The organism is Flavobacterium sp. LS1R10 (assembly GCF_003968825.1).
GTDB lineage: Bacteria > Bacteroidota > Bacteroidia > Flavobacteriales > Flavobacteriaceae > Flavobacterium.
Genome location: NZ_RYDH01000003.1, coordinates 251,857 through 275,889, shown reverse-complemented (window position 1 = coordinate 275,889; position 24,033 = coordinate 251,857). Strand labels below are relative to the sequence as shown.

28 protein-coding genes are annotated in these 24,033 nt (G+C 34.4%); 19 read left to right on the top strand and 9 right to left on the bottom strand.

Features of this window, described 5'->3' with window-relative positions:
• Window positions 1-84 precede the first annotated feature (84 nt).
• The 4 genes from rmuC to EKL96_RS08360 all read left to right on the top strand — a co-directional run bounded on the left by rmuC (window position 85) and on the right by EKL96_RS08360 (window position 3,086).
• Window positions 85-1,443, top strand: a complete 1,359-nt coding sequence (gene rmuC, locus EKL96_RS08375; protein WP_126460769.1) for a DNA recombination protein RmuC — start codon at window positions 85-87, stop codon at window positions 1,441-1,443.
• A 17-nt stretch (window positions 1,444-1,460) separates the two neighbouring features.
• Window positions 1,461-1,826: a 6-phosphogluconate dehydrogenase gene (locus tag EKL96_RS08370; protein WP_126460766.1), complete on the top strand. Its 366-nt coding sequence runs from the start codon at window positions 1,461-1,463 to the stop codon at window positions 1,824-1,826.
• On the top strand, window positions 1,827-2,372 hold the full coding sequence (locus tag EKL96_RS08365; RefSeq protein ID WP_126455565.1) for an acyl-CoA thioesterase: 546 nt from the start codon (window positions 1,827-1,829) through the stop codon (window positions 2,370-2,372).
• Window positions 2,373-2,546: 174 nt separating this feature from the next.
• Complete coding sequence (locus EKL96_RS08360; protein ID WP_126460763.1) at window positions 2,547-3,086, top strand: YceI family protein; 540 nt, start codon at window positions 2,547-2,549, stop codon at window positions 3,084-3,086.
• A 2-nt stretch (window positions 3,087-3,088) separates the two neighbouring features.
• Here the strand turns inward: EKL96_RS08360 and EKL96_RS08355 are convergent, their stop codons facing one another.
• Window positions 3,089-4,003: a TIGR01777 family oxidoreductase gene (locus EKL96_RS08355; protein ID WP_126460760.1), complete on the bottom strand. Its 915-nt coding sequence runs from the start codon at window positions 4,001-4,003 to the stop codon at window positions 3,089-3,091.
• 118 nt (window positions 4,004-4,121) lie between these two features.
• Here EKL96_RS08355 and EKL96_RS08350 point away from each other — a divergent pair, with 118 nt between their 5' ends.
• The 9 genes from EKL96_RS08350 to EKL96_RS08310 all read left to right on the top strand — a co-directional run bounded on the left by EKL96_RS08350 (window position 4,122) and on the right by EKL96_RS08310 (window position 12,512).
• A complete protein-coding gene (locus EKL96_RS08350) occupies window positions 4,122-4,781 on the top strand; it encodes a TetR family transcriptional regulator C-terminal domain-containing protein (RefSeq protein ID WP_126460755.1) in 660 nt (219 codons plus the stop codon).
• Complete coding sequence (locus tag EKL96_RS08345) at window positions 4,781-6,088, top strand: ABC1 kinase family protein (protein WP_126460752.1); 1,308 nt, start codon at window positions 4,781-4,783, stop codon at window positions 6,086-6,088. The genes EKL96_RS08350 and EKL96_RS08345 overlap by 1 nt, the downstream gene beginning before the upstream one ends.
• Window positions 6,088-6,222: a DUF2256 domain-containing protein gene (locus EKL96_RS08340; RefSeq protein WP_126460749.1), complete on the top strand. Its 135-nt coding sequence runs from the start codon at window positions 6,088-6,090 to the stop codon at window positions 6,220-6,222. The genes EKL96_RS08345 and EKL96_RS08340 overlap by 1 nt, the downstream gene beginning before the upstream one ends.
• Window positions 6,198-7,505: a DASH family cryptochrome gene (locus EKL96_RS08335; protein ID WP_126460744.1), complete on the top strand. Its 1,308-nt coding sequence runs from the start codon at window positions 6,198-6,200 to the stop codon at window positions 7,503-7,505. The genes EKL96_RS08340 and EKL96_RS08335 overlap by 25 nt, the downstream gene beginning before the upstream one ends.
• Before the next feature lie 7 nt (window positions 7,506-7,512).
• On the top strand, window positions 7,513-8,997 hold the full coding sequence (locus EKL96_RS08330) for a cryptochrome/deoxyribodipyrimidine photo-lyase family protein (RefSeq protein WP_126460741.1): 1,485 nt from the start codon (window positions 7,513-7,515) through the stop codon (window positions 8,995-8,997).
• A gap of 51 nt (window positions 8,998-9,048) precedes the next feature.
• Entirely contained in the window at window positions 9,049-9,333 is a 285-nt protein-coding gene (locus EKL96_RS08325) for a TIGR03643 family protein (protein WP_255416288.1), read from the top strand.
• A gap of 56 nt (window positions 9,334-9,389) precedes the next feature.
• The gene (locus tag EKL96_RS08320; RefSeq protein ID WP_126460738.1) at window positions 9,390-10,073 is read left to right on the top strand and encodes an SDR family NAD(P)-dependent oxidoreductase; all 684 of its coding nucleotides are present in this window, start codon (window positions 9,390-9,392) and stop codon (window positions 10,071-10,073) included.
• Between the two features lie 148 nt (window positions 10,074-10,221).
• On the top strand, window positions 10,222-10,833 hold the full coding sequence (gene folE / locus EKL96_RS08315; protein WP_233579281.1) for a GTP cyclohydrolase I FolE: 612 nt from the start codon (window positions 10,222-10,224) through the stop codon (window positions 10,831-10,833).
• Between the two features lie 260 nt (window positions 10,834-11,093).
• Window positions 11,094-12,512 carry an SDR family oxidoreductase gene (locus tag EKL96_RS08310; protein ID WP_126460729.1) on the top strand — a complete coding sequence of 473 codons (1,419 nt, stop codon included), beginning with the start codon at window positions 11,094-11,096 and terminating at the stop codon, window positions 12,510-12,512.
• A gap of 1 nt (window position 12,513) precedes the next feature.
• Here the strand turns inward: EKL96_RS08310 and EKL96_RS08305 are convergent, their stop codons facing one another.
• The 7 genes from EKL96_RS08305 to EKL96_RS14195 form a co-directional block, all read right to left on the bottom strand.
• On the bottom strand, window positions 12,514-13,809 hold the full coding sequence (locus EKL96_RS08305) for a cryptochrome/photolyase family protein (protein WP_126460726.1): 1,296 nt from the start codon (window positions 13,807-13,809) through the stop codon (window positions 12,514-12,516).
• A complete protein-coding gene (locus EKL96_RS08300; protein WP_126460723.1) occupies window positions 13,809-14,270 on the bottom strand; it encodes an SRPBCC family protein in 462 nt (153 codons plus the stop codon). Before EKL96_RS08300 ends, EKL96_RS08305 begins: the two co-directional genes overlap by 1 nt.
• Window positions 14,271-14,436: 166 nt before the next feature.
• Window positions 14,437-14,877, bottom strand: a complete 441-nt coding sequence (locus EKL96_RS08295) for a sterol desaturase family protein (RefSeq protein ID WP_126460720.1) — start codon at window positions 14,875-14,877, stop codon at window positions 14,437-14,439.
• 45 nt (window positions 14,878-14,922) lie between these two features.
• Window positions 14,923-15,762, bottom strand: coding sequence for a phytoene/squalene synthase family protein (locus tag EKL96_RS08290; RefSeq protein WP_126460717.1), 840 nt, complete (start codon window positions 15,760-15,762; stop codon window positions 14,923-14,925).
• Window positions 15,759-17,240 (bottom strand): phytoene desaturase family protein, encoded by a 1,482-nt coding sequence (locus tag EKL96_RS08285; protein ID WP_126460714.1) that lies wholly within the window; start codon window positions 17,238-17,240, stop codon window positions 15,759-15,761. The genes EKL96_RS08290 and EKL96_RS08285 overlap by 4 nt, the downstream gene beginning before the upstream one ends.
• Before the next feature lie 39 nt (window positions 17,241-17,279).
• The gene (locus tag EKL96_RS08280) at window positions 17,280-18,179 is read right to left on the bottom strand and encodes a MerR family transcriptional regulator (RefSeq protein WP_197037229.1); all 900 of its coding nucleotides are present in this window, start codon (window positions 18,177-18,179) and stop codon (window positions 17,280-17,282) included.
• A gap of 436 nt (window positions 18,180-18,615) precedes the next feature.
• The gene (locus EKL96_RS14195) at window positions 18,616-18,753 is read right to left on the bottom strand and encodes a hypothetical protein (RefSeq protein WP_158614851.1); all 138 of its coding nucleotides are present in this window, start codon (window positions 18,751-18,753) and stop codon (window positions 18,616-18,618) included.
• A 1,003-nt stretch (window positions 18,754-19,756) separates the two neighbouring features.
• Between EKL96_RS14195 and EKL96_RS08275 the strand changes: the two genes are divergently transcribed.
• The 6 genes from EKL96_RS08275 (at window position 19,757) to EKL96_RS08250 (ending at window position 23,025) form a co-directional block, all read left to right on the top strand.
• Window positions 19,757-20,017, top strand: a complete 261-nt coding sequence (locus EKL96_RS08275) for a heavy-metal-associated domain-containing protein (protein ID WP_126460711.1) — start codon at window positions 19,757-19,759, stop codon at window positions 20,015-20,017.
• Window positions 20,018-20,120: 103 nt separating this feature from the next.
• A complete protein-coding gene (locus EKL96_RS08270; RefSeq protein ID WP_126460708.1) occupies window positions 20,121-20,453 on the top strand; it encodes an ArsR/SmtB family transcription factor in 333 nt (110 codons plus the stop codon).
• A 19-nt stretch (window positions 20,454-20,472) separates the two neighbouring features.
• The gene (locus tag EKL96_RS08265; protein ID WP_126460705.1) at window positions 20,473-20,943 is read left to right on the top strand and encodes a DUF6428 family protein; all 471 of its coding nucleotides are present in this window, start codon (window positions 20,473-20,475) and stop codon (window positions 20,941-20,943) included.
• Window positions 20,944-20,958: 15 nt separating this feature from the next.
• Window positions 20,959-21,591, top strand: coding sequence for a low molecular weight phosphatase family protein (locus tag EKL96_RS08260; protein ID WP_126460702.1), 633 nt, complete (start codon window positions 20,959-20,961; stop codon window positions 21,589-21,591).
• A gap of 2 nt (window positions 21,592-21,593) precedes the next feature.
• Window positions 21,594-22,688 (top strand): ACR3 family arsenite efflux transporter, encoded by a 1,095-nt coding sequence (gene arsB, locus EKL96_RS08255; RefSeq protein ID WP_126460699.1) that lies wholly within the window; start codon window positions 21,594-21,596, stop codon window positions 22,686-22,688.
• A 127-nt stretch (window positions 22,689-22,815) separates the two neighbouring features.
• Complete coding sequence (locus EKL96_RS08250; protein ID WP_126460696.1) at window positions 22,816-23,025, top strand: FAD-dependent oxidoreductase; 210 nt, start codon at window positions 22,816-22,818, stop codon at window positions 23,023-23,025.
• A gap of 37 nt (window positions 23,026-23,062) precedes the next feature.
• Here the strand turns inward: EKL96_RS08250 and EKL96_RS08245 are convergent, their stop codons facing one another.
• Window positions 23,063-24,025 (bottom strand): arginase, encoded by a 963-nt coding sequence (locus EKL96_RS08245; protein ID WP_126460693.1) that lies wholly within the window; start codon window positions 24,023-24,025, stop codon window positions 23,063-23,065.
• Window positions 24,026-24,033 lie beyond the last annotated feature (8 nt).

Sequence of the window (24,033 nt, the reverse complement as noted above, 5' to 3'; positions counted from 1 at the left end):
AAAAAACTTGCATTAGTATTTTGATTTCCGAAAGAAAATCAGGAAACTTTTGTTTATTTTTACAACGTTTCAAAAAGAAATTCTATGTCAGATATGTTTCCGTTTTTATTGATTTTTATTGTTGCGCTCGCGATTGGTGTTTTCATTGGCAAGCTCATTTTCTCTGCTCGATTTCAATCGGAAAAAATTAGTTTAGAAGAAAAACTGATTGCATTTTCCACCCAATTCAATCAACTGAAAGAACAACTAATTGTAGACAAAATAACTTTTGAAAAGCAACTGGAAAACACCCATTCCCAAAAAGAAAGCATCAGGAACGAAAAAGACAGTTTAGCCATTCAGCTTTCAAAAAAAGAAGTTGATTTTGAGAATCTTTGGGAACGCAACAAAGAACAAAAAGAAGAAGTGGAAAAACTACAAGAAAAATTCACCAAGGAATTTGAGAATCTTGCCAATAAAATATTAGAAGAAAAGTCCAATAAATTCACGGAACAGAACAAGGAAAACATGAAAAATATCCTGACACCATTACAGGATAAAATTCAATTGTTTGAAAAAAAAGTTGAAGACACCCACAAAGAAAGTATTGATTATCATGCGGCATTACGCCAACAAATTCTGGGCTTACGCGAAATGAATATCCAGATGAGCAGGGAAACTATTAACCTAACTAAGGCTTTGAAAGGCGACAGTAAGATGCAGGGAAATTGGGGCGAATTAGTATTAGAACGCGTTCTTGAAAAATCAGGTTTGGAGAAAGGCCGTGAATATGAGGTGCAACAAGCCTTTACTACCGAAGATGGAAATCGTGTTTTCCCTGACGTTGTGATCAATCTGCCGGAGGGTAAAAAAATGATAGTTGACTCTAAAGTTTCTTTGACGGCGTATGAAAAATATATCAATGAAGAAGATGATCTACTGAAAATTGCCTATCTAAAAGAGCATGTCAGTTCCATCAAACGCCACGTAGAGCAACTTGGCAATAAGAACTACCATGATTTGTACCAAATAGAAAGTCCTGATTTTGTGTTGTTATTTATTCCTATTGAACCTGCTTTTGCCATGGCACTCAATGAGGATACGTCTTTATACAACAAAGCGTTCGAGAAAAACATTGTCATTGTTACTCCAGCAACTCTTCTGGCTACCCTGCGAACAATTGACAGCATGTGGACCAATCAAAAACAACAGGAAAACGCACTCGAAATTGCACGTCAAGCTGGTGCATTGTATGATAAATTTGAAGGTTTTGTGGCAGACCTAATCAAAATTGGAAAAAAAATAGACGAGAGCAAAATAGAATACAGCGGTGCGATGAATAAACTTGTAGAAGGAAAAGGAAATCTGATTGTGAGTGTCGAAAAATTAAAAAAAATGGGCGCTAAAGCGAAAAAAGCACTTCCCGAAAGCATTATAAACCGATCCGAAAAAAACGAAAATTAACTTTAAACTAAATCCCAATGAAAAAATTCATACTAATCCTTTCCGTATTGCTTGTAGTAACTGTTGCGGGTTATTTCACTTTTATATACTATGCTACGTACAGTGAAGGAGTTCGCTCCGGCGAATTAATAAAAGTGAGTCGCAAGGGCGTTGTATTCAAAACTTGGGAGGGCGAAATTAGTCAAGGCATTTCCGGTGCGCAAATTTTTTCTTTTTCGGTAATGGACAGTGAGGAAAAAGTAATTACGGATTTAAAGAAATTTGAAGGACAATACGTCCAAGTAACTTATATGGAACGATACAGAACTTACCCATGGTGGGGCGATTCACACTATTTTATTACTAATGTCAAGAAAGTTAATTCTCCCTTTAAAATCAAATAAATGAACAGCATTTTTAAAACAGTAGCATCATCTGACATTAGTATTTCAGAATTGATGTTACCCTCAAACACTAATTTCAGTGGCAAGATTCATGGTGGGTATATCTTATCCCTAATGGATCAAATTGCTTTTGCCTGTGCTTCAAAATTTTCAGGAAATTACTGCGTAACGGCATCGGTAGATACGGTTAACTTTCTTAAACCTATTGAAGTGGGTGAATTGGTAACCATGAAAGCCAACGTGAATTATGTAGGGAAAAGCTCTATGATTATTGGCATTCGGGTAGAAGCCGAAAACATTCAAACCGGAAAAATTAAACATTGTAATTCCTCCTATTTCACAATGGTTGCCAAAGATAAGGAAGGCAACAGTACCCTTGTTCCCAGATTGATCCTCACGAATCTCAATGAAGTACGCCGTTTTTATAATTGCATCAAACTAATAGCGTTAAAAGAAGAAAAAAATCTCCATAAAGAAGCGTTTGATTACCGTTCAGAAAAAGCACTAGAAAATATAAAAAAATATAATGTTCGAGTAGAATTATAATGTTGCAAACACTTATTATCCAAAAGACCAGCTGTTCTTTTGGACAATAAACCTCTAATTTCTTATTAAAAAAGAACAGATAAATTAACTTATCCAGTTGTTATTTCAAGCAAACAATGATTTTATATTTACTGCTTATTTTGTAACTTTAAGTAATTTAATTCATAAATCATTATGAAAAAAATTATACAAATAATGCTGCTCTTTACTGTAATAGCAACCACTGCTCAAGAAAAAATGGTATCCTATTCCGGAATCATTAATTTTGAGGCTTCAATCCCATTATTTGAAGAAGTGAACGCAATCAACGAGAAAACAACCTGTATTTTAATCACTAAGACAGGTCAGATCATTTGTTGGATTAGCATCAAAGATTTTAAGTTCAAAAAAAAAATGATGCAAGAACATTTTAACAATAATTATATGGAGAGCAACCGTTTTCCAACAGCCATTTTTAAAGGGAAAATTGCTAAATTCGATTTAAAAAACATAAATACTACTATAGGAGAATATCAAATAAATGGAAAGATAACCATTCGTGGAAGAACTAAAAGGCTCCTTTTTAACGGAACCTTAAAAAAAGTAGATCAGGGAATTGAGCTATATGCCACATTTCCCCTAAATACGGATGATTTCAAGATTAAAATTCCGTTCATTGTTCGCAGAAAAATATCCAAAAATGTGAACACAAAAATCATTTGTGTCTTATATTAAATCTATTTTGTTAAACAATTTCTCAAAGCTCCTTCTAAATTTTTAAATTTAAATTTAAACCCAGTTTGAGTTATTTTATCCGAAGAAACCCTTCGTCCCGTTAGTACAATTACCGCCATTTTCCCCATCGCTAATTTCAATACAAAAGCAGGTACATTTGGCAACCATATTGAATATCCAAAAACACATGCCAAGGTTTTAGAAAAAACGGTGTTTGTAGTATTATCAGTAATCGCTGCATTATACGGCCCAGCCATATTGGGATTGACAATTGCCTGAAAGTAGATCGCACACAAATCATCGATATGAATCCAAGGCATGTACTGCTCTCCCGATCCCAATCCAGAACCCAATCGATACTTGAATAAAGGAGTGAGTTTCATTAAAAAACCATCATTTTTTCCTAACACTAATCCGGTACGTATTTTTACGGTACGTATGTTTAAATTCTCTATAAAGTCTATGGCATCTTCCCATTTCTGGCAAGTATATCCTAGAAAATCATTGGCAGGAGCCATGGTTTCTGAACAAATTTCTTCGCCATTGACAGCACCATAAATACCTACTGCCGAAGCGGAAATAAACGCTTCTACTTTTTTATCATGCTTTTTTAGAACCGTATAAAGCAACTGAACAGATTGCTCCCTGCTATCAATAATAGCCGCTTTTTGTTTGGCCGTCCAGCGTCTCTCCCCAATATTCTCGCCAGCTAAATGTACAATATAATCGGCGTTCAAAACTGCCGCTTCATCAATAGTGTGATTTACTACATCCCACTTATAATAAAACACAGCTTCTGTATTACGCTTTTCACTTCTACTCAAAATGGAAACTGTATACCCTTTTGCGACCAACAAAGCAGTTAAATTTTTTCCGATAAATCCCGAACCTCCGCTTATTAAAACATTCTTTTTCATAATACTGTAAAGCTACTGATTTATATTGATACTAAAATTATATTAAATTTTGTTTAACTTTATTGATATATGTTTAAACATTTATTACCTTTATACTCTAATTTGAAACACCGAAAAAATGGCTACTAAAAAAACAACCGTAACAAAAGACAAAATAGTTTCGTTCTACATGAATTATGTTCTTGAACACAGCGAGAAACCAAAATCAGTATATCATTTTACAAAAATAAATGATTTTACAGAAACTGAATTTTATGCTTTTTTTGGTACAATTCAGAGTATTGAGAAAGAAATTTTTAAAATGTTTGTAGAAAAAACTACTGACTTACTGAACAAAAATAAGGAATACGAAATGTATGACATGAAAAGTAAAATGTTAAGTTTTTACTTTACATTTTTTGAGATCCTGACTGCTAACAGGAGTTACGTTGTTCTTGTATTAAAGGAGCACAACAATCAGTTGAAAAAACTAATGCAACTCTCTGGGCTCAGAAACAGTTTCAGAAATTATTTATCTGAAATAATCTCAGATGAATTTAGAACACAACAGGAAAAACTGCAAAACTTTCAAGAGAAATCCTTTCAGGAAGCATCCTGGATTCAACTTTTGTTAACGCTAAAGTTTTGGTTGGATGATGCCTCAGCTGCTTTTGAGAAAACAGACATTTACATTGAAAAATCTGTTAAAGTAACTTTTGAATTAATGAATATCGCACCAATAGACAGCTTAATCGACTTTGGAAAATTCATTTTCAAAGAAAAAATATACAACAAGTAATGAAAACTATAGATTATATTCCAACATCAAAAATTGAAAGAGCAACTAAGCTGGTACAAACCGGTGCTAAAGTTGGCGTAAATTACCTAAAATATTACGGTGAAAAAATAGTCAATTCTGATTTGACCCGTGAAAAATTAAACGAGGACAATGCCGAGGATATTTACGACGGACTAAAAAGCCTAAAAGGAAGTGCGCTCAAAGTAGCACAAATGTTGAGTATGGATAAAAGTTTTTTGCCTCAGGCCTATGTAGAAAAATTTTCACTATCCCAATTTTCTGTCCCACCACTTTCAGCTCCGTTAGTACTGAAAACCTTCAAAACAAATTTTGGGAAGACACCCTATGAAATATTTGATGAATTCAACGCCAACTCTGTAAATGCAGCAAGTATTGGGCAAGTGCATGTTGCTATGAAAGACGGTAAAAAACTAGCGGTAAAAATTCAATATCCCGGAGTGGCTAACAGCATCTCCTCTGACTTATCCATGGTGAAACCTATTGCCATCAGAATGTTCAACCTTCAAGGAAAAGACTCTGATAAATATTTCAAGGAAGTTGAAGACAAATTGATTGAGGAAACTAATTATGTTTTAGAATTAAAACAAAGTCAAGACGTAGTTGAAGCCTGCAAAAAAATAGAAAATCTGGTTTTTCCGGAATATTACCCTGCCTTTTCAACTGACAAAGTCATCACAATGGACTGGATGAATGGCAAACATCTCTCTGAATTTACAAAAACAAATACCAATCAGGAAGTAGCAGATAAAGTTGGTCAGGCTTTATGGGACTTTTATATGTACCAAATTCATATTTTAAGAAAAGTACACGCTGATCCACATCCTGGAAATTTCTTAGTCAACGATGCAAACCAATTAGTAGCATTAGATTTTGGTTGTATGAAACAAATTCCAACAGAATTTTACACCCCCTATTTTGAGCTGGTAAGTAAAGATGTAATTAACGATACTAAAATATTCAATTCAAAATTATTTGAATTAGAAATTTTACGTGCTGATGATTCTGATGCAGAGATAGCCTATTTCACAGAATTGTTTCATGATTTATTATCGTTGTTTACCAAACCTTTTCAAGAGAAAATATTCGATTTCTCGGATGAAAGTTTTTTTGAAAGTATCGCACAATTGGGGGAACGATTTTCAAAAGACACCAATATTCGTAAAATGAATGGAAATCGTGGATCTAAACATTTTATATATATGAACAGAACTTTTTTTGGATTGTACAATTTAATGTTTGATTTAAAAGCGAAAATAGTTGTCAATGAATTTGAAAAATACAAGTAGTGAAAAAAGAAAATCTGCCTTCAAAAATGTGTACGGTCTGCAACCGACCATTCAGCTGGCGGAAAAAATGGGAAAAAGTTTGGAACGAAGTTAAATATTGTAGTGAAAAATGCAAAAGAAACAAAAAGGGTTAATTTGGTTTAGGAATGATCTTAGAGTTCATGATAATGAGTCTCTATCTACTGCGGTGGAAGAAAATGACCATGTAATTGCAATTTATTGCTTTGACCCACGACATTTTGAAGAAAATGAATATGGTTTCAAAAAAACAGAAAAATTCCGTGCTAAATTTCTATTGGAATCGGTAGCGGCTTTAAAACAGAATCTAAAAAATTTGAATGTTTCTTTATTGGTTTATCACCAAAAGCCAGAAGACTGTATTCCAGCGATTGTCATTCAAAACGAAATTAGTTCGATCTATTTTCAAGAAGAATGGACTTCTGAGGAAATGATAGTTTCCGATAACATAAAAACTCAGGTTCCAAATTCAGTAGCGTTTAAAAGTAGTTATAATCAGTTCTTATTTCATCCGGAAGAAATACCGTTTGCAATTGAAGCGGTTCCAAATGTTTTTACACAATTCAGAAATAAATGTGAAAAAACGACAAAAGTCAGACCTGAGTTTTCAGTTCAACCGTTGTCAATTGATAATTACACCATAGACCAAACTGTTATTCCTACGATAAAAAATTTAGGTTTTACTGATTTTGAAATAGATTCCAGAACGGCATTTCCTTTTGGTGGTGGTGAAGATGAAGCAATGAAACGTTTGCAAAATTATTTTTGGAAAACCAAAAAACTGAGCGTTTATAAAGTAACTCGAAACGGATTAATTGGAACTGATTTTAGTTCGAAATTTTCACCTTGGTTGTCTAATGGATCAATTTCTGCAAAAACTATTTATTGGGAAATTTTGAAATATGAACAACAAATCGAGAAGAATGACTCAACATACTGGTTGGTTTTTGAACTAATTTGGAGAGATTATTTTAAATATATTTCGTTAAAAAATGGAAATTCAATTTTTAAGATTGGCGGAATTTTAAACAAAAAATACGATTGGAAAAGAAACAAATATGCCGTCAATAAATGGATAAATGGTGCAACTGAAGAACCTTTTATAAATGCAAATATGCTTGAATTACAACAAACAGGTTGGATGAGCAATCGCGGCAGACAAAATGTAGCGTCGTATTTTGCAAAAGATCTGCTATTGGACTGGCGTATAGGAGCGGCATACTTTGAAGCAATGCTTATTGATTACGATGTTCACAGCAATTATGGAAACTGGATGTATGTTTCAGGAGTAGGCAACGATCCCAGAGATCGCAAATTTAATATTAAATTACAAGCCACGAATTACGACGGACAATCAAAATTTCAAAAATTATGGCTACAACAACAATTATTATTATAAAAAATAAATGAATACAAATAAAAAAAATATCAATGTAGTTTGGTTCAAAAGAGATCTTCGTTTGCAGGATAACGAAGCAATTTTTAATGCCACAAAAACAGATACGCCTACTTTGTTGCTTTATGTGTTCGAGAAATCTTTAGAAAATGATTCGCATTACAGTTCTAGACACTGGAATTTCATCAAGCAGTCCCTTGTTGATATCAATAAGCAGCTGGAGCAATCGAACACGCAGGTTTTAGCAGTCTCCTCAGAAGTGCTTCAGGTATTTAATATCCTTGAGGAAACATACAAAATTGATACTGTTTTTTCGCATCAGGAAACAGGGTTAAAAATTACTTACGAAAGAGATAAAACCTTCAAACGATTTTGTAAAAATAATCAGATCAATTGGGTTGAAAATATTAATAATGGCATTTTCAGGGCATTGAGAAACAGAGCAAACTGGGTTTCTAAATGGGAAGAATATATGAATGAATCATTATTTATTTTCGATTCGAAAGCAGAGAATTTCCTTAATATGGCAGCAATTAATGAGCTTGAAAAAGCACTAGAAAAAACCAATCTGGAAACCATTCCCGATACTATTTTCCAAAAAGGAGGTAGCAGTATGGCTGGAAAGTATTTACAAACATTTTTTGAGGAACGGTATCACAATTACAGTTCTCATATTTCAAAACCATTACTAGCTCGAAAAAGTTGCAGCAGATTATCCCCTTACATTGCTTGGGGAAATCTATCTTCCAGACAGGTTTTACAAAAAGCAGCGACATTCAGACTCAACTGCAGCGACAAAAAACAAATTGATTCGTTTGTATCCAGACTGACTTGGCAGGCACATTTCATTCAAAAATTTGAAACGGAAGAAGTCATGGAGTTTGAAAGTGTGAATAAAGGATTCCATTCGTTGCAAAAGAAAGTGAATGAAAATTATATTAAAGCTTGGAAAACGGGATACACCGGATTTCCATTAGTCGATGCTTCCATGCGTTGTTTGAACGAAACAGGGTATTTGAACTTTAGAATGCGTGCAATGTTAGTTTCCTTTTTTACTCATAATTTATGGCAACCTTGGCAGAACGCTACACAACATTTATCGCAAATGTTCCTTGATTTTGAACCCGGAATTCATTTTCCTCAATTGCAAATGCAGGCTGGCGAGACCGGAATCAATATGTTGCGTATTTATAATCCCATAAAAAACAGCTATGAGCACGATCCTGATGGTGAGTTTATAAAAAAATGGGTTCCAGAATTGCGAAACTTACCAAGGGCATTTGTGCACGAACCAAATAAAATGACCTATTTAGATCAAAAATTTAATGAGTTTGAAGTGGGCATTCACTATCCAAAACAAATTGTAAACATGGAACGAACAAGAAAATATGCTAGCGATTTATTATGGAAAATGAAGAAAAATCCATTAGTAAAAGAGGAAAGTTCCCGGATATTAAAACTGCATACCATGACTGATATTGGCGATAGCGAATAATTTTTCAGCGATAAGCACAAAGAAATCAATACCACTTTTAAATAACATATTGTGAATATAAAAAAAGAACTTACCGATTTAGACAAAGACCGTATTATAGAAATGGCTTGGGAAGACCGCACGACTTTTGATGCAATTTTAATGCAATTTGGATTAAAAGAGCAAGAAGTAATTGACCTGATGCGCACCGAGATGAAACCATCCAGTTTTAGAATGTGGCGCGAAAGAGTGCAAGGTCGTAAAACAAAACATGAAAAATTAAGAGATTTTCGCGAAGGCCGCTTTAAATGTACGATGCAAAGACAGATTAATAACAATAAGATTTCCAAACGATAAATTGGATCCAATAAACGACAAAATCAAAATAGAATTTAAATAACTGACCAAATAACATGAAAAATATCGTAATCATTGGCGGAAGCAAAGGAATTGGAAATGCCATTTTGTTGCAGCAATTAGAGACAAACATGGTGTATAACATCAGCCGAAATGCACCAGAGATCACACATCCCAATCTGAAACATTTTTCAGTAAATGTGTTACAAGATACACTTCCGGAAATTGAAGCGATAGATACATTAATTTATTGTCCGGGTTCTATCAACTTGAAACCCATAGGAAGTCTTAGTATTGACGATTTCAGAACAGATTTTGAAATTAATGTTATTGGTGCCGTAAAAGCGATCCAAAAATATTTGCCTGTTTTGAAAAAAGGAACCAATCCATCCATTATTTTGTTCAGTACGGTTGCTGCAAAATTAGGAATGCCGTTTCATGCGAGCATTGCTACTGCAAAAGCGGGTGTAGAAGGATTAGTGAAATCATTAGGAGCAGAACTAGCTTCAGTAGTGCGCATCAATGCCATTGCTCCCACAATTACGGAAACGACACTAGCCGCAGGAATTTTGAGAAATGACCGTATGAAAGAGAATATGATAGAACGCCACCCGATGAAAGGCTATTTGAAACCTCGGGAAGTAGCACACATGGTAGACTTCCTGATATCTGAAAATGCAAAATCAATTTCAGGTCAGGTATTCGAAATGGATTACGGAATAGTGAGTTTTAAAATCTAAACAAGTTAATCTTCAGGATATATAAAATAATTTTCTTAACCATTAATAAATTTAAGTTTATTTAGAAAGGGTGCTTTACTTTTTCAGAATTTCTTGATGGTTTATTTAAAAAAACAAATAAAAAGCCAAAATTAAAAATCAGCATACCATGATAAAAGAAATGAGAAGTTACGAGAAAGTCGAGCAATATGATCCAGAAACTACCGAGGCGTTAGCTGAAAATTATAAAACTATTATTAGTAATTTAGGAGAGGATGTGACCAGAGAAGGACTTGAAAAAACTCCAGAACGTGTAGCCAAGGCCATGCAATACCTTACGCACGGTTACGGACTAGATCCTTTAGAAATACTAAAATCGGCATTATTTAGTGAAGACCACCATCAAATGATTGTGGTAAAAGATATTGAAGTATATTCGATGTGTGAACACCACATGTTGCCGTTTTTTGGAAAAGCGCATGTTGCTTATATCCCTAATGGTAAAATTGTTGGTTTGAGTAAAATACCAAGAGTGGTGGATGCTTTCGCCAGAAGGATGCAAGTGCAGGAACGATTGACAGATCAGATAAAAAATTGCATTCAGGAAGCTCTGAATCCGCTTGGAGTAGCGGTAGTAATTGAAGCGCAACACATGTGTATGCAGATGAGAGGGATTCAAAAACAAAACTCAGTTACCACCACTTCCTCTTTTACAGGTGCGTTCGAAAAAAATAAAACCAGAAGAGAATTTATTAGTTTGATTTCTACTAAACTGAGTTAAATTTAATTTTTACAACTAATAAAACAGATTAAAAGTGGCTAAAAAAATGCAAAACCCAAAATAAACTACCTCGGTGCATAGCCCCAGAGGTATTAACTAAATAACTGTCACAGATTTTCAAAAATCTTTTTAATCTGTGAATCTGTGGCAAAAAAAATAGAAGTAGAGCTTCGAGGAATTAAACCTGAAAAGATTAAAATGGGATCAATTAAAGCGGTAAGGTAGTATCTTTACAATATGATGGCAAAATATAAAAACTTATGAAAATTCTCTTAACAGGTGCAACAGGTTACATCGGGAAACGAATCTTACCCCTATTGGCAGGACAAGGGCACGATATAATCTGTTGTGTAAGAGATAAAAACAGATTTAATTGCCCGGTCGAATATCAAAAAAATGTTACCATAATTGAGGTAGATTTCCTAAATCAAGAAACATTGACAGTTATTCCAGAAACTATTGATGCGGCGTATTATCTGATTCATTCCATGTCAAGTTCAGCTGCTAATTTTGATGAATTGGAAAGTGAATCGGCTCTAAATTTTGTGCATCGCTTGAATAAAACCAAAGCCAAACAAGTAATTTATTTGAGTGGAATTATCAACGATAAATCATTATCCAAACATTTATCGTCGCGAAAAAAAGTAGAAGAAATTTTGAATACCGGCACTTTTCCCACTACTACTCTAAGAGCAGGAATTATTGTAGGTTCTGGAAGTGCTTCGTTCGAAATAATTCGGGATTTAATCAATAAACTGCCTATAATGATTACTCCAAAATGGCTAAACACTAAATGTCAGCCCATTGCAATTCCGGATGTTCTTGAATTTTTATCCAAATCATTATTAAACCCCGTTACTTATAATCAAAGTTTTGATATTGGCGGACCTGATATTTTAACGTATAAAGAGATGCTTTTGGGTTTTGCAGAAGCCAAAAAGCTAAAACGATGGATCTTTACTGTTCCTATAATGACGCCAAAATTATCTTCCTATTGGTTGTATTTTGTAACCTCAACATCTTATCGACTGGCTTCAGCACTGGTCAGCAGCATGAAAGTAGAAGTTGTTTGCAGTGATAATAAAATCAATGAGTTATTGCATGTTACGCCAATGACCTACAAAAAGGCACTTTCCCGTGCTTTGATAAAAGTAGATGAAGACAAAGTAGCTTCGAGCTGGAAAGATTCCCTCATTAGCGGCCGTTTCAACAGTAACATGTCAGAATATTTGAAGGTTCCAAAAAAAGATTGCTTTATAGACCGACGCAAAATGGAAATCATAGACCGAGAATACACTATAAATAAAATCTGGTCCATTGGTGGAGATTCCGGTTGGTATTATGGCGATTGGCTTTGGAGTTTACGAGGTTTTATTGATAAATTATACGGAGGTGTAGGTAGTAGAAGAGGAAGAACCAACAGACACGAGATTCATTCTGGTGATGCTTTGGATTTTTGGCGCGTACTATATGCCAATAAACAAGAAGGAAAATTAATCTTATTTGCCGAAATGAAGCTACCTGGTGAAGCGTGGCTGGAATTCAAAATAATAGGAAATACGCTGTACCAATCGGCTACTTTCCTCCCAAAAGGGATTTGGGGAAATTTATATTGGTATTCTGTTTTGCCGTTTCACGGGTTTATATTTAATGGCATGCTGAACAAATTAATAAAATAAATCACTTCAAAATTCCGGCTTTGTACGTCGCAATAGCTCTGTCTCTAGCCATTGCATGTTCTACCATTGGCTGTTTGTATCCTAAATCGAATTCTTTAATCCATTTGCGGATATAAGTTCCTTTTTCATCGAATTTTTTTTGTTGGATCTCCGGATTGAAAACTCGGAAATATGGTGCGGCATCACAACCTGTTCCCGCAGCCCATTGCCAATTGCCAACATTGGCAGACATCTCATAATCCAATAATTTTTCGGCAAAATAGGCTTCACCCCATTGCCATTGAATCAATAAATGCTTGCAGAGAAAACTCGCGACAACCATGCGAACTCTGTTGTGCATATACCCGGTTTCATTGAGTTGCCTCATTCCGGCATCAACCATTGGATAGCCCGTTGTTCCGGTACACCAGCGCTTGAAATCTTCTTCATTATTGCGCCACTGAATCCCATTATAGGCTGATTTGAAGTTTTGCGTACCGACTTTTGGAAAACTAAATAAGATTTGCATGAAAAATTCTCTCCAAATTAGTTCACTTAAAAACACATCATTTTTATTAAATGCCCAATTGACCAATTTCCGGATACTTACCGTTCCAAAGCGCAGATGTGGCGAAAGATAAGAAGTTTTATCTAAGGCTGGGAAATCTCTTATATCTTGGTAATTTGCAATGAATTTAAGGTTATGTGGTTTTACTTTGATAAGACTTTCTACGAAACCTATTTGTTCCAAAGTGGGAAAAGCAAAACTGTTTTTATAGAAATTAGCAAAATAAGCAGCAGTATCATATTCTTGAACTGGAGTCATTGACTTGTATTTCTCCAGCCATTTATTTTTAAACGGTGTATACACCGTGTAGGGCAATCCATCTGCTTTAGTAACTTCTTTTTCTTCAAAAATGACTTGGTCTTTAAAAGAATAAGAAATGGTTTTATTAGTTTCTAAAAATTCACAAATTGCAGAGTCACGTTGTATCGCGTACGGTTCGTAATCTTTGTTGAAAAAGACTTCTTTAACATCAAATTCTTTTAATAAAAATTGCCAAACAGCGGTAGTTTTTCCTTTTTTAACCAAAAGTGAACTTTCAATTTCCTGTAATTGTCTATTTATTCTAGAAAGTGATTCGTGAATAAAACCGACTCGAGCGTCGTTTTTAGGCAAAGTATCTAAGATGGAATCATCAAAAATAAACAACGGAATAACCGGATATTCAGACTTTAAAGCATGAAACAATCCAACGTTATCTTCCAGACGCAAATCGCGTCTAAACCAAAAAACAGAAATTTCTTGCTTGCTCATTACTTTGAATTAAACATTTGGTCCACTTTTGCAACACGATACGCAAAAATGGATTTCAATTTATTTTTCACGACTAAGGTGTTCATGATTCGTCCCAATATACCAAGTGGCAAACCGTAATGGACCACATCGGTCATTTTTGTTCCATTTGGTGTGGTCTCAAAGAAATGTTTGTGGTGCCAGAAACTATAGGGACCAAAACGCTGCTCATCAATAAAATAATCATTTTCCTTTACTTGTGTAATTACCGTCATCCACGACAAGGTAATCCCAAAAAGTGGCGTTACTTTATATTGAATGATTTGCCCGGGATACATAGATTTATTATCGAAATCTGTGATTTGGAAACCCATTCCTTCTGGTGTGATTTTTTGAAGATTTTTTGGATTGGAAAAAAAAGTCCAACATTCTTGAACAGTTGCATTCACGTGCTGTACGGTTTCTTGTTTGTATATTTTCATGGTTGTGTTTTAAAGATAAATGCCTTCATAGAACACTGTGTTCGCGTGAGGGATAGTAGTGGAGCTCTTTTTATACCTGGCTTTTTTGCCTGGTATAAAAAAGCGGGAACGGATAGCCTGACCCCGCTGTAACACTAGTGAAAGCGGGGTCACGCCCAAATTAAATTTATATTTTGTAGTATTTTAAAGGAACGAACAGCATGCCAAAACATTCTCCATGCTCTTTGCCTAAGTGTTTGTGATGTACTTTATGGGCTTTTCGCAATCCTATTAAATACTTGTTGTTTGTGTTTTTGAACCATTTGAATCGTTGGTGAATTAGGACGTCATGTATCATGAAATAGCAAAAGCCGTAAAACATAATTCCCAGTCCGAGAAAGAATTTATAATTCAGTCCTCCTTCGACACCATAATAGAAAAGCAGGATGCTTGGGATGGCAAAAATGACGAAAAAAATGTCGTTTCGTTCAAAAACATTAGTGTATTTTGGTTGGTGATGATCGGCATGAAAGTACCACATTGAGCCGTGCATAACGAATTTGTGGGTACACCAGGTGACACATTCCATTATTAAAAAAGTACCTATAAATATCAAAAAAAATATCATTTTATTCTATGTTTAATTAAAAAATATTTAAAAACAAGCTGTAACTTAAACTAACTTCAATTTATAAGAGACAAAAGATTTTGCCAGTAATCCGGCTTTGGTGTAGTTAGAAACTCGGATTCTTGCACTTCCAATTTCATGACACGGAGTGTTTTTTAGCTTTTTTAATAGTTTTTTGTAGTACACAAAAGCGGTGTATACGCCAAACTTAGCTTCAATAGGAAGTTTTACAATTCCTTCATAGGCTACTTTAAAATCTGCTTCAATTTCATTAATGATAGCCGCTTTAGCATTTTCATCGAAGGAATTTAAATCGACTCCTGGGAAATAATTCCGGTTCAGGACAAGATTATCGTCTTTTAAATCCCGAAGAAAATTCACTTTCTGGAACGCAGATCCCAGTCGCATGGCTTCGTTTTTCAGTTGCTCATATCGTTTGTGATCTCCGGCAACAAAAACCTTGAGACACATAAGACCCACCACATCAGCCGATCCATAAATGTAATCATCATACTCTGCTTTACTGTGATAATCCGATTTGATTAAATCTAATTTCATGCTTTTCAAAAACGCCTGAATGAGATCATCAGAGATGTTGTATTTGTTTACCGTTTGCTGAAAAGAATTTAATATAGGATTTAAACTAATCCCTCTGTCAATGGCTTTGTAGTACTCATCTTCAAACTCAGTGATCAGATTTTCTTTGTCAAAACCATGAAAAGTGTCTACAATTTCATCCGCAAAACGGACAAAACCATAAATACTATAAATGGCATCCCTAATACTGGGCGAGAGCATGTAAACTGCCATAGAGAAAGAGGTGCTGTAGTTTTTAGTAACTAATTTGCTACATTTAAAAGATACGTCATCAAATAATTGTTTCATAATTGTTGTGCTAAAAATTGTTTGTTAATTAACTCCGACACTAATTTTCCGGAAATCAATGCTGGTGGAACACCTGGTCCGGGTACGGTCAATTGACCGGTAAAATATAAATTTTTCACTTTCTTGCTCTTTAACTTAGGTCTCAAAAAGGCAGTTTGCAATAATGTATTTGCCATTCCGTAGGCATTTCCTTTGTATGAATTGTATTCTGATACAAAATCATTTTTACAAAAGGATTGTTTAAATAGTATAGTATTGCGTACTTTTTGTTGTGTTAAAGTTTCGAAACGATCCATTATTTTTTCAAAGTATTCTTCTCGGAGTGCTTCAGTATCGTTGATTCCGGGAGCTAAAGGTATTAGAAAAAACCCTGATTCCATTCCTTCCGGAGCTGCAGTTTCATCTGTCACTGATGGAAAATTAGCATAAAATAAGGGTTCTTTTGGCCACTGTGGTTCATCATAAATGTCTTTGGCATGCTGATAAAAATCAACATCAAAGAATAAGGCATGATGTGAAATGTTTTTTATTTTTTTATTGAAACCAACATAAAACAATAATGATGATGGTGCAAAAACACGACTGTCCCAATATTTTTCAGAATAAGTACGGTGCTCCATATCCAATAATGTTTCCGTGTGATGGTAATCGGCTCCGCTTAGAATTACATCAGAGGTAATGATTTCTCCATTTACCTGAATTGAATTGGCTGTTTTATGCACTACGATGATTTTTTCGATGTTGGAATTCATTTGAAATTTCACTCCCAACTCTCTTGCTAAACTTTCTATACCCCGAACTACATCAAACATTCCTGTTTTAGGATGCCAAGTTCCCAGACCAAAATCAGCATAATTCATGAAACTGTAAAATGACGGGGTATCAGATGGCTTGGCTCCAAGAAATAAAACCGGAAATTCCAGAATTTGAATCAATCTTTCGTTTTTGAATTTCTTACGAACATCTTTACTGATAGTACTAAAAAACTGACCCACTTTCATGGCTGTTTCTGCTGTTATTAATTCCAGTGGAGAAATCCCGGGGCGATACACTAAATCTTTGATGGCGATGTCATAATTACTTTTGGCCTCAGCCATAAATTCGTTTAACAGGCTGCCGCTTCCTTTTTCGATGGCTTCAAAAGCGATTGTAATATCCCTTAAATTATCTGCTATGGTAATAAAATCATCAATTCCATAGTACACGCGGTAGGCTGGTGCTAATTTAATTAATTCGTAATAATCAGTGGTTTTCTTTCCAAAATCAGCAAAGAAGCGATCGAATACGTCTGGCATCCAGTACCAACTTGGTCCCATATCAAAGGTGAAACCTTCTTTTTTTAATTGTCGTGCTCTCCCTCCGGTTGTTGCATTTTTCTCATATACAGTCACATCGTGACCACTTTTTGCTAAATAGCAGGAAGCGGCTAAAGCCGAGAATCCAGAACCTATAATTGTAATTTTTTTTATATTCTTCATTTGTTTAGCAAATATACAAAATGTTTAAACAAAAAACAACTAGATCCAATCTACCAATTCAGTAATTGAACTAAAAAGAGTAATTCGATCTGAAAGTTCCTCTTCTTTTATAAACTCAATCATACGACCAATATACCATAATTCAGTCGTATCATCCACCAACTCATCGGACATTTTTTGAATGTATCCATCGAGTTGACATCTTTCTGGTTGTACTGTAAGGTAGGAAACAAAAATAATGGAATCAAAATGTTTTTTCAAGTCTTTCAGATTTTCAATAGGCATACTTTCTCCTAAATAAATAGTTTTGTAGCCATGCAATAAAATCTCATAATTCAGGTACATCAGACCTAATTCATGAATTTCATTCATAGGAAGTGACAGGACAAAAACTTTATCTACTTTTGTTTGCTTTAAAACTTGAAGTTTTTCGGTGTTAACTAATAATTTTTGTTTAATTAAGTAGCTGATAAAATGCTCGTGGGCTGGAGTTATCGTGTCCGATTGCCATAATAATCCCAGTTCATTCATTAATGGTATAAAGACTTGATGAAATACTTCCTTAAATGATTTTTCTGCAATTAACCAATTATAAGTATTAAAAAACAGCTCCTGATCAAAATTCATCATGGCCATTTTAAATTCACTTATGGCATGACTTTTTGCTGTTTTGCTCGAAATTATTTCACGTACTAAAGAGGGTATTTTTTCTTGAGGATAGGTTGCTATTTTTGAGATTTTATAGCCATAATCGTGTAACAATGTAATATTTAACAGTTTTTGCAAACTCACTAAATCATACAATCTAATATTAGTGTCGGTACGCATGGGTTGCAAAATATTGTATCTTTTTTCCCAGATTCGTATGGTGTGCGCTTTTATACCTGAAAGATTTTCAAGATCTTTTATACTGAACACATTTTTTACATTGTTTATCATTTATCGAAATTTAATGAACAAATGTAAAATAAATTTAATTATAAACTCTTATGATCACACCGAAACTTTTTTTAAACTCAAAACACCCCAAGATTCTATAAAACGGTACACTGCTGAAACTGATTATTTCTCGAATGCTACTAGCTGATTATAAAACTAATACACACTTTTTTTGGGATTAAACATTGAATAGCAAATAATCAATCCCTATTAATAATAATAATAAGCCGCAGTTTCCTTCTTATTAAATGGCTGCACTTAAAATTACTTTCTGATTTTCAACTATTTTCAAAAGAAAAACAGCACTAAAAAAAAGCTTTAGAAAAACTACTGCTCCATTTTATTCTCTTAAACATAAGAAAAGCCGTGTGAAAATCTGACCTTTTTCGCAACTTTTCTTAATAATGATTCCTATTATTTATTAAATTTATTAAATTTATTTTTTTATGATTGTTCGGGTGATGTCGTCCTGATTATAGACCGTAATAAAATACATCTCACTAGAATAAGAACTTAAAACCATACTTGCCGCTTCCAAAGTTACTTTGATCTCTTGAACTAAAGCGCCTAACATATTAATACTTTAATGCCTCTGATGGGAGTAATACTCTGAATCTTCAAAATAGTAGTGATAGGATTGAGTTAAGAGCCCGTCAGCGGTGGCAGTTACCCAACTTGAAGCTAAATTATTATCCAGAGTGGTACTTATTAATTCGAGGTAACTTCCTCGACCTTCAGGAGCTAATGGACAAGACACGGAATCAAAATATTCTACTGAATCAATTTTAAATAAGTAATCACCATGGTATAATGTCGTATTTTAAAATCAGGATAAAATCATGTAAAAATCTGATTTAAAGCTGTTTTACTTAAAGTTAATTCTTTTGACTTTACGACTTTTAAACTTTCGACTTACTTACATGACAAAAAGCGGTTATAAATAAACAAATAAGCTTGACCCTGACCCTAACTAGATCGAGTTTGACTTTAAAATGAATTTGCAAAACTGAAATTAACGCTGTATCTTTACTCTCAAGACTGATGTTTCTCATTAGAAATATTATCTGGTAATAATTCTTTAATATACTAAATTTCAGTGTTTTTACTGATTAATTATTATTTATTGTATCAATTTTTATTAAAATATATTTTTGTCATGTACTAAAAAATAATAGATACAATTTAATATCGTATTTTATTAAAACTCTAAATTTCTTTACTACCGATTTCACAGATTAACACAAATTAATTCGTCATTTAGCTTTAAAAATCGTTTTAAACCTTCAAATCTATGACAAAACTCTTTTTAATAATTGCGACAATATATCTTTCATGCTGCTTATTTCAGTATAAAATAACAATCGGACAGGTGAATAAAGCGTAATCTTACGCAAATTTATTTAACACTAGAGTAGCGATATCCTTTTTCAAACCGTTCCGGTGCATTCGTATTTTTTCTTAGTAAACCTATTGCATTTTAAAACTTAAAAATGATTGTTTATCCGTTTTAAAAAGTATAAACAACTAATCTTAAAATACTTAGATACCTAAAAACAACTAATTTAAAACACAAAATCATGAGCATACTCACTGACAATGTAATTCCAGGAAATCATGGTAAAATTTTTGGTACCAATGCGATCAAAGATTTAGATTTATTAGAAATTAAAGCAAGTCTGCTGAAGTTAGACGGAATAATAGACGTCCTTTTGAATACTGATCTTTTCCCTAGAGAATTTACAATACACACCTCCAAGATGATTCCTGTAAGTGTTATTCAAGATCAAGTACGATCAGTGGGGTTTCACGCCATCCCAAAAGAAGTATTTGAACTTTAATTTTTAAAGGTAACTTTTAAAAATCAACACTATCTTTAAAAAAATCAATATCATTTGTTTATTTCAAATCTATATCGTAATATTGCAATATAAATATATAACGATGGGAATTACTAAATCAGACCATTTCACAGACGAGCAAAACGAATTGGCAACTTTAGCCAAAGCCATAGGCCATCCTGCACGTATTGCTATTATTCAACACCTCATCAAGGTAGATAGTTGTGTGTGCGGTGATATTGTAAACGAACTGCCTCTAGCCCAGCCTACGGTTTCGCAGCACCTGAAGGAACTTAAAAATGCCGGACTCATAAAAGGCAATTTTGAAGGAAATGCAATTTGTTATTGCCTAAACGAAGAAGGCTTTAATAAAATAAAAGGCTTTTTTCAGCACATCAATACTTATTTAGAAAACAAGAAAAATCAATGCTGTTAATTTTTAAATTACAAAAATAATGAAACTATCCGAAATTAAAAAAGAGTTGATCACATTAGACAATGTTGCTTTTGTATTACCAAACGAAACCTTTGTTCCTGAACATTTCCATGTAACTGAAGTGGGTTTGATCACTAAAAATTTTATTGACTGCGGTGGAAAAGTTAGAAAAGAAACTGTGGTAAATTTTCAATTATGGGATGCCAATGACTTTGAACACCGCCTAAAACCAAAAAAACTTTTAGAAATTATTGCGCTTTCAGAAAAAATACTGGGCATTGAAGATTATGAAGTAGAAGTCGAATTCCAATCAGAAACTATTGGGAAATACGACATTAGTTTCAACGGAACAGCATTTACCTTAATCAACAAGCAAACGGCTTGTTTGGCAGAGGATCAATGCGGAATTCTTCCCGAAAAACAAAAAGTAAAATTATCCGAAATTCCAAGTCAAACCAATACTTGCACCCCTGGTGGTGGCTGTTGTTAATTTTAAAACTAAGATATGACATTAATCAAAACAAACTTGTTTCCAGAAATAGAAACACAAATAACTGCCTTTGGTTTTGAAGATATTTCAGTTGAACGCAAAATTATTTTGCAACCGCTAATTGACTTTATTCAGACAAAAGTAGCCCATCAACAAGAGATCAGATTGAATTTGATTTGCACACACAATTCCAGAAGAAGTCATCTGGCACAAGTTTGGGCACAAACAGCCGCAGCATATTTCAATATAAAAAATGTATTTTGCTATTCTGGTGGGACCGAAGCAACTGCTTTATTTCCTATGGTTGCCCAAACTTTAATACAATCAGGATTCAAAATCAAAGCAATCACAGCAGGAAATAATCCCATTTACAGCATAAAATATGGAGAAAATGAGCCTCCTATTATTGGTTTTTCCAAGACCTACGATGATGATTTTAATCCGAAAAATGAATTTGCAGCGATTATGACTTGCTCTCAAGCAGATGGAGGCTGTCCTTTTATCGCTGGTGCTGAAAAACGTATCCCAATTACTTTTGAAGATCCAAAAGCATTTGACAACACTCCGCAACAAGCCGAAAAATATCAGGAGCGAAGTTTACAGATTGCCACCGAAATGTTTTATGTCTTCTCCCAAATAAAATTATAAATATGTCAGCATCTACTTGTTTTCCCGCAGCAGAAAGAAAAAAACTAGGTTTCCTAGATCGATTTTTAACCCTTTGGATCTTCCTTGCAATGGCACTTGGTGTTGCTGTAGGGAATTTCATCCCTTCCAGTGGGAATTTTATCAACTCTTTTTCCAGCGGAACAACTAATATCCCACTCGCCATTGGTTTAATCTTAATGATGTATCCGCCATTAGCCAAAGTGAATTATAGTAAAATGGGGGACGTATTCCAAAACACCAAAGTATTGGGTGCTTCCCTGTTCCTGAATTGGGTGGTAGGCCCAATCCTCATGTTTTCATTAGCCTTACTTTTCCTAAATGGATATCCGGAATACATGATTGGAGTCATCTTGATCGGATTAGCCCGATGCATTGCGATGGTAGTGGTTTGGAATGATCTGGCCGACGGTAATAGAGAATATGCCGCTGGATTAATCGCTTTGAATAGTATTTTTCAGGTATTGCTTTACAGCGTATATGCGTATGTTTTCATAACCATTTTGCCACCGTATTTTGGCTATACCGGTTTTGATGTGACGATAGGTATTGGTCAAATTGCAGAAAGCGTAGGTATTTATTTAGGAATTCCATTTGCTTTGGGAATAATCAGCCGGTATGGTCTTATAAAACTCAAAGGCGAAACTTGGTTTCAAAACAAGTATATACCTTTTATTTCTCCTATTACTTTAGTGGCCTTGTTATTTACCATAATATTAATGTTTAGTCTGAAGGGCGCATTAATTGTGCAAATCCCCCTGGATGTAGTTCGGATAGCTATTCCTTTAGTTATTTATTTCACCTTAATGTTTGTGATCAGTTTTTTTCTCGGAAAGTATTTTGGTGCTGATTATTCTAAATCTACCGCAATCGCTTTTACGGCAACCGGAAACAATTTTGAATTGGCTATTGCAGTTGCAATTGGCGTTTTTGGAATCAACAGCGGACAAGCATTTGCCGGCGTTATTGGTCCTCTGGTCGAAGTTCCGGCGCTAATTGCATTGGTAAACGTCGCTTTTTGGTTTAGAAAAAAATATTATACAAAACCCGAATTAGACCCAAAAACTGGAACCTCTTAAATGTTCCGCTACTAGAGAACTCAACTATTTTATCACAGACTCTCTTTTGTTTTAAACTTGTTTTAAAACAGTGAATCTGTGGTAATCTAAAAAACTAAAATAGAATTTAATCCAGATTCAAAACAGAATGAATGAAATTAAAAAGGTCATTATCATTGGTGGCGGACAAAGCGGATTGGCTTGCGGATATTATTTAAAACGCAATAAATTAAACGTTTCTCTCCTGGATAAAGAAAAAAAATGCGGTGGTACCTGGCAACATGTTGGGGATAGCCTAACGCTTTTTTCTCCTGCCGAACACAATTCATTGCCCGGCTGGCTAATGCCAAAAATCTAAAACTGATTTCGGGCTTTTTTATACACGCTAAAAAAAATTATTCTGCAGAAATAACTAGTTCTGAGGTAATGGCTTCTAAAACTTCAAAAGCAGTTTCTGCCATTTTATTTCCTTTGGTGTCTAATAATGGGTTAATCTCGACAAATTCGATACAAACTACTTTTTTGGTTTGAACAATTTGTTTGATGATCGCTATTACTTCATACTGATCAAAACCTTTGGAAACCGGTGTTCCAGTCCCGTAAGAAATCATATCACAATCCATAGAATCCACATCAAAAGAAACATATAGCACTTCACAATGCGATAGTTTAGTTAATGCTTCCGCGACACACTTTCGTAAACCGCGATACCGCACTTCATCAACTTTATAATTTTTGATTTGCAATTTTTCAATTTGCTTATCCTCCTCTTCTTCGGTATCCCGAACGCCAAAATATACCAGGTTTTCTGCCAAAACTTTCGGTCCCTTACAACCTATATTTTTCATGTCTTCCCAGTGCTGTTGGGTTTCCGGAGGCACTTCGTTATTCTGGCAACTCAAATTATCATCCGCAAGAGCCGCAGATAGTGGCATTCCATGAATATTACCGGATGGCGAAGTGTAAGGCGAATGCAAATCCGCATGGGCATCAATCCAAAACACCCCGATATTTTGTTCCGGAAAAGCTGCTTTTATACCACTTAATGTTCCTAATGCCGAAGAATGATCACCTGATAAAACAATTGGAAAATAATTTCCTGCTAAATTTTTCTGTACTGCATTACAAACTCTGGTGCATTGCTCCACTACATGCTCAATTCGTTTAGCCGAAGAACTTCGGTTTTTATCATATATGGATTCGTTGTGCGTTTTGACATCTTCAAACTCAAACTGATTAAAATAATCACTGTTTTGATTGATTGCCGCAATTTCGATAGCATCAATCCCTAAGTCGGATCCTCGTGTACCAGCACCTATATCGGATCTGTTCTTTATTAATTTTATAGATTTTCCCATTGTACTTA